The 6,032-nt window shown below is 48.6% G+C and carries 7 protein-coding genes; 4 read left to right on the top strand and 3 right to left on the bottom strand.

Annotated features, from left to right (window positions below; genetic code table 11):
* The 4 genes from OXG87_11045 to OXG87_11030 form a co-directional block, all read left to right on the top strand.
* Positions 1 to 285 (top strand): GTPase (locus OXG87_11045; protein MCY3870085.1); only part of this gene is annotated, 285 nt, incomplete at its 5' end.
* A 19-nt stretch (positions 286 to 304) separates the two neighbouring features.
* Positions 305 to 2,038, top strand: a complete 1,734-nt coding sequence (locus OXG87_11040; GenBank protein MCY3870084.1) for a 50S ribosome-binding GTPase — start codon at positions 305 to 307, stop codon at positions 2,036 to 2,038.
* 202 nt (positions 2,039 to 2,240) lie between these two features.
* On the top strand, positions 2,241 to 2,945 hold the full coding sequence (locus OXG87_11035; GenBank protein MCY3870083.1) for a DUF433 domain-containing protein: 705 nt from the start codon (positions 2,241 to 2,243) through the stop codon (positions 2,943 to 2,945).
* Positions 2,914 to 3,363, top strand: a complete 450-nt coding sequence (locus tag OXG87_11030) for a hypothetical protein (GenBank protein MCY3870082.1) — start codon at positions 2,914 to 2,916, stop codon at positions 3,361 to 3,363. Before OXG87_11035 ends, OXG87_11030 begins: the two co-directional genes overlap by 32 nt.
* Before the next feature lie 67 nt (positions 3,364 to 3,430).
* Here OXG87_11030 and larB read toward each other — a convergent pair whose 3' ends face one another.
* Genes larB through OXG87_11015 form a run of 3 tightly spaced genes read right to left on the bottom strand, consistent with a single transcriptional unit; the run spans position 3,431 to position 6,011 of the window.
* The gene (gene larB / locus OXG87_11025; protein ID MCY3870081.1) at positions 3,431 to 4,189 is read right to left on the bottom strand and encodes a nickel pincer cofactor biosynthesis protein LarB; all 759 of its coding nucleotides are present in this window, start codon (positions 4,187 to 4,189) and stop codon (positions 3,431 to 3,433) included.
* Positions 4,186 to 5,157, bottom strand: a complete 972-nt coding sequence (gene dusB, locus OXG87_11020; GenBank protein ID MCY3870080.1) for a tRNA dihydrouridine synthase DusB — start codon at positions 5,155 to 5,157, stop codon at positions 4,186 to 4,188. The genes larB and dusB overlap by 4 nt, the downstream gene beginning before the upstream one ends.
* Before the next feature lie 5 nt (positions 5,158 to 5,162).
* Entirely contained in the window at positions 5,163 to 6,011 is an 849-nt protein-coding gene (locus OXG87_11015; GenBank protein ID MCY3870079.1) for an NAD(P)-dependent oxidoreductase, read from the bottom strand.
* Positions 6,012 to 6,032 lie beyond the last annotated feature (21 nt).

Genomic DNA, 6,032 nt, shown 5'->3' with positions numbered 1-6,032 from the left:
CCTGGACTCGCGACCATGTTCCTAATAGAGCCTAAAACTACATTTCCAGAGGATGTGCGTACGGAGTTAGAAAAAATACTTGGGGAAAAGATTTGGTTCGCAATCAACACCCGTAACAAAATCTCAATTTTGGCCCAAGCTATTGGACGAGACTGTGATCGGAGCAAAGTACGTATTGAATCAGACATTCAAATCGCGCATGTTCCCGTAGAAAATCTTAATGCGGTTGGGGTCTCTCGGATCAGGCTCGCGCAGCAATTGACCGAACTCCATGTGATAAAGTGACTCATAAAGGAGCCATTCAATGAAAGAGATATATATTCAACAGTACACAGTAAGAGGCAAGAGCCTACTTGAAAGGGCAGAACGGATTCTCAAAGACGCACCAGTTGACAAGGTAAAGGAATTTGCTCAACGGGTTCCAAAAAGAGTTGCAACTCCTGAAGAATCTGTACAGGTAGTCTTTGCCGGTCAATACAGTGCAGGTAAGTCTTCAATTCTCAAGGTAATGACGCGCCGGGAAGATATCGAGATAGGGGCTGGAATTACGACTCAACAGACACAACAGTTTGACTGGTATGGAATCAGAGTCGTAGATACGCCGGGTGTCCATACAGAGTTACGCCCCGACCATGACAAAATGACGTACGAGGCGATTAGTAAAGCCGACCTCCTGGTCTTTGTCATTACCAACGAAATGTTTGACTCCCATATAGCGGCACATTTTAGAAAACTTGCAATTGAGAGGGATAAAGCCCACGAAATGCTGTTGGTTGTGAACAAGATGCAGCGATGTGCCGAGGGAAATACACCAGCGGCTCAGGATGTAATCCGGGAAGACCTTCGAAAAGACCTTTTACCTTTCACTCCAGAAAAACTTCGCATATCTTTCGTAGATGCGGAAGCCGCACTTGATGCCCGTACAGAACAGGACGAAGAGTTTAAAAAAATCTACGATAAAAGAAGTGGTTTTGACGCCTTCCGCGATAATTTCAATGCGTTTGTGCAAGAAAAAGGATTGACCGCACGTTATACAACATCGCTCTACACCCTTGAACAAGTGCTACAAGAGGCCCTCGCGGCCGAGTCGAGCGATGATCCCGATGTGGATGCCCTGCAAGAGTTATTAACTCAGCAAAGACGCGCATTATTAGATAGTAAAGCACAGATTTCTCAATCAGTAGAAAATAAGGTTCAACAGACGACAAACAAGATTCGGGCGGAAGGTCGCAATGTAGCTGATCTGATTCGTGGAGATTCGGACTTTGAGGATGTGAATCAGCAATTAAAGGCTGCCCAAGAGCGAGTTCAAGAATATGTGGATTCATTGGTAGAACTCGTTCAAGAAACGGTAGAAGAGCATATCAGCGATCTCGCAGACCGGATAGGACAAATCGCAGAAAGCGAATTCGCAAAAAAATTGCTATCGAGGCTTATAGAAAGATTTCAAGAGATCAATATTGATCCAGAAACGATGTCTAAGGTGAAACAGGGAGCAGATTACGCTAGCCGATTTGGGCAATTCCTCATAGAGAACTCATTTAACCCTACAACCTCGACATTCTCCGGATTATTTAAACTCCACCAATATTCGGGTACAGCAATGCACGGCATGGTCAAAGACATTGGTCATTTTTTAGGAAAATCTTTTAAGCCATGGGAGGCAGTAAAATGGACGCGTACAATCGCAAACGCGGGACGAGTTTTGAGTGTAGCAGGTACCGTTCTGACCATTGCGCTTCAACTCAAAGAAGACGTCGATGCAGCTAAGTTAGAACAGGAATTGCGTGAAAGCCGGGCCGCTGTACGAGCAGGATTTGGTGAAGCCGCCAACGCAATTGAAATGCATTTCGATGAAGTAACCAACACATATGTAGCCGAAACCATCGGTCAGCGTCTTGAAGAGGTAGATAAGCAGCTCAAGGAACTCAGAGATATGAAGCAATCTCGCAGCGATCTTTTTCAAGAACTCAATGCTCTGTTAGAAGATACACGGGAGCTTATCTCGGAAATTCATGTGTATAGCAATCCTGAATGACCTGAGATTGTCCTGAGCCAAAAAAGAAGGGATTTTTTTTATCTGTTTTCGTTCTCCTGGACTGCAAGGGGAGTTTTTGAAAAATCTTGACAGAAAATTAGGTTGCCTTTTTTATTTAGCCATGGCTGGGAAATGCCACCGCAGATATTTTTGTTCTCAGAAGCTACAAAATCGGAACAACACCGCTGGGAGGTGATTCTTTATGAATAACGAAAAATTTGATGCGCGCTTTGAGCCTACTTATGGCGTCTCAGAAGCGGCTCGCTATCTAAATATTCCGCCTTCTACGCTCAGGTCCTGGATATCAGGGGTACAGTATCGTTCAGATCGAAGCAACTTTGAACCTGTTATTAGTGTACCTCCAGCAGAAATCGTGCAACTATCCTTTGTCAACTTAGTGGAGGCCCATGTCTTGGTGGCACTTCGCAGAGTCCACAAGATGCGTTTGCAGGATATCCGGGTAGCACTGGACACGCTTGAAAAACAGTTTCCCAGGCAACCTCACCCTCTGGCTTTTGAGACTTTCGCAACGGATGGAAAAGATCTGTTCTTAAAACATATCGGACAGCTTATCAATCTCTCCAGGCGCGGACAACTGGAAATGGAAGAAGTCATCGACATGTATCTTCATCGTATTGAGTATGATACAAGTGGACCCGTTATCTTGTATCCCTTTACACGAGGCCCATTCCAGGAAGATGATCAACCGAAAGCCGTCTTGATGAATCCTTATATTTCTTTTGGCCGTCCTGTGCTTGCGGGAAGAGGTGTGCCGACCGAATTGGTCTTTGAGCGGTTCAACGCAGGTGAGTTAATGGGCACACTGGCTAAAGATTACGGGCGTAAGAGATGGGAGATTGAAGAGGCTATCAGGTATGAATCGGCCAGAAGCAGAAAAGCAGCTTGACCTTCCACCCATTTTTGTAGATCGCGCTCTTGATAGTCCTCTTTTTATCGATCCATTGCGGACCGCGCAGGTCAGGATTGGACATCTCACGGGGCACCTGGAGGTCCACGCGCACAATGACCTTTTCGCCCCGGATACGTCCGATGAAACTTGGATCAGGCATTGCGGACAAAATGGATGGATTGTATTTACAAAGGATCGAGCGATTAGATATAGGCAACTGGAGAGACAAGCAGTTCAAACATATAACGCACGGCTTTTTAACTTAGCAACGCGCAAGAATATGACCGCCGAGGAAAACGTCCAGGCTTTTATTAAGGCGATTCCGCGAATTGCTCAATTCATAAGGCGACATAAGTCACCTTTTATCGCAAAGGTTTCCAGAGACGGCAAAGTTGAAATGGTTCTCGATCTATAAAAGTCAAAAAGGCGCAATTCCGTAGTAAAGGAACTGCGCCTTTCTCATGCTATATACTGGTAAAACATCACCCCGCCCGAACGCGATTGATCTTACTCGCGGCGACACCCGCACCAAATCCATTGTCGATATTGACCACAGTCACGCCTGACGCGCAACTGTTCAACATACCCAGCAATGCTGCCAGCCCCTTAAAACTTGCCCCGTATCCCACGCTGGTCGGCACGGCAATAAGTGGCACATTGACCAGACCACCTACCACGCTGGGCAACGCCCCTTCCATACCGGCCACCACGATAATCACACTCGCATCCAATAGACGTTCCTTACACGCCAGCAGACGGTGAATCCCGGCGACCCCTACATCGTAAAGTGTTTCGACTTCATTACCCATCACCCGCGCGGTTTCCACGGCTTCTTCTGCCACGGGCAAGTCGGATGTGCCCGCAGACACAACCAGAATTTTGCCAACTGTTTCTGCCGAGGGAATCTCCCCTGCCACAACCACTGTGCGAGCGAGCGCATTGACATTCGCTTCGGGATATTTGGCGGCCAGAGCATCCCGCATCTCTGCATTTGTGCGTGTCGCCAGCAGTGTCGTACCCGATGACACAATGCGGTCTGCTATAGCGATCACTTGCTCAACCGTCTTTCCCTCGCAAAAAATAACTTCGGGAAACCCCTGCCTCAGCGTGCGGTGGTGGTCAATGCGCGCAAAACCAAGCTCTTCAAAAGGCAGGTGTGCGAGGTGTGCAAACGCCTCCTCCACATCCGTTTGCCCCTGTGCAACAGCCTCTAACAATGCGCGTATGCGTTCCGGTGTCACGCCGCCACCCCCGCTTTGATTTGTCCCAGCAAATCCATGAGATGATTCGGATCGTCTTCTGTCATCAGTGTACGGCGATAAGGAGTAGCGCCGGGCACACCCTTGATATATGCCGCGAGATGCCGGCGCATTTCCAGGACGCCATAGCGCAAACCCTTAAACGCGATAGATGCCTTGAGATGGTGAACAGCCATTTCCAGACGGTCCCTATCCGTTGGCTCAGGCAATAATTCCCCCGTATTCAGAAAGACCTCCATGCGCTTAAAAAGCCAGGGATTGCCAATAGCCCATCGCCCCACCATCACCAGATCGCAACCCGTTTTCTGCATCATATCCTTTGCAGCCTCTGGCCCGCGTACATCGCCATTGCCGATTACGGGAATCGAAACCGCGTTTTTGACTTCCGCGATAATATCCCAGTCTGCTCTACCCGCAAATTTCGCCTCGCGCGTGCGTCCATGCACGGCAATTGCCGCTGCACCAGAATCTTCAGCAATCCGCGCAACTTCAACTGCCTGATTGGCTTGCGCCCACCCACTTCTAATTTTTAGTGTCACGGGAATATCCACAGCACGCACCATTGACGCAATGATCTGTCCCAATCTATCAGGTGTATTGAGCAGAGCCGCACCTGCATTTTTTGTCACGATTTTTTTTACCGGGCACCCGCAATTGATGTCGATAATATCCGGATTGCGCTCCGCCACAACCCGAGCGCCTTCGGCCATGACCTCGGGTTCTGAGCCGAACAATTGCGCGGAAATCGGAAACTCATCGGCCTCAAAATCGAGATATTGATTCGACCGCTCACTGCCCTCGGCCAGCCCTTTGGCACTGACCATCTCCGTGACCGCAAAACTCGCGCCCTGCTGCCGGCACAGCATGCGAAATGACCGGTCTGTAATACCAGCCAAAGGTGCCAGTGCTGTCCGACCGGGGATATTTACCCCACCGATTTTTACGCTCATATCATTCATTCTGATGTTTCTCGCGCATCTAACAACACTTTTGACAATTGTTCGGCAAATTTCACCTGACTATTGTCCTCGGGTTCATAGCCGATTTTCTTGCGCGCATTGGAGATCGTCCAGAAATTGTGTGAATTGCCGCTAATGCCGTAAAAAATTTGAAATGGGATACCGTATTCATCTTCGATATTTTCAGCCTCAATACTCTTCACAATCAACTGCACCTGATCCCGAATGCTCAAATACGCGCCCAAGCCTCGATGCATGCTTTTCAAATTCGTGGATTTTGCGCGATCCATATCGGTCTCGCGCGGGCCACCTATTCGAATCTGCACATTCTCCAGCTTCTTGCCGCCATTCATCAATCCCGTTGCAAAGGTAAAGCCCAACAACTCGTATTGCGCCTTTGCCCAGCCGTAATAATTATCGGAAAGCGGGTACATCTCTGGCGTCACAAATTCCTGCTTGCCCGCCCAGATCAGATTTTCGTAATAATCCGCAGCGTGATTTGAACTGATGATCACGGCGCGTCGAACATTTTCCTCCACACACGTCTGATACACATTGTGCGCCATATCGATATTCGTCATCTCTGCCCAGAAGCGATCCGCCTCGTCTTTTGCCCGCACAAATCCGCAGTGAACAATCGCATCTTGCCCCCTGAAATGCTCCCGATACACATCCCGGTCCCGATTCGTCAAATCCGCAATCACCACATCGCTTACTTCCTCGCCTTCGCGATTGGTCGTCTTCACGTCTAAAACCGTCAGATCATATCGCTCGCGCAATGCGGGCAACATCCGCCCTGCCACATAACCCGTACCCCCCGTAATAAGCACTTTTCTCTTTGCCATATCTGCTCCTCAAATCAATCA

Source organism: Gemmatimonadota bacterium (assembly GCA_026706845.1).
In the GTDB taxonomy this organism is placed as follows: Bacteria; Latescibacterota; UBA2968; order UBA2968; family UBA2968; genus VXRD01.
This window is presented reverse-complemented; position numbering and strand designations above follow the sequence as displayed.

Excerpts from the sequence above, each read along its gene's own strand:
- OXG87_11035 (MCY3870083.1), top strand. The coding sequence starts at position 2,241 with ATGAATAACGAAAAATTTGATGCGCGCTTTGAGCCTACTTATGGCGTC.
- OXG87_11030 (MCY3870082.1), top strand. The coding sequence starts at position 2,914 with ATGAATCGGCCAGAAGCAGAAAAGCAGCTTGACCTTCCACCCATTTTT.
- OXG87_11015 (MCY3870079.1), bottom strand. The coding sequence starts at position 6,011 with ATGGCAAAGAGAAAAGTGCTTATTACGGGGGGTACGGGTTATGTGGCA.
- OXG87_11040 (MCY3870084.1), top strand. The coding sequence starts at position 305 with ATGAAAGAGATATATATTCAACAGTACACAGTAAGAGGCAAGAGCCTA.
- dusB (MCY3870080.1), bottom strand. The coding sequence starts at position 5,157 with ATGAGCGTAAAAATCGGTGGGGTAAATATCCCCGGTCGGACAGCACTG.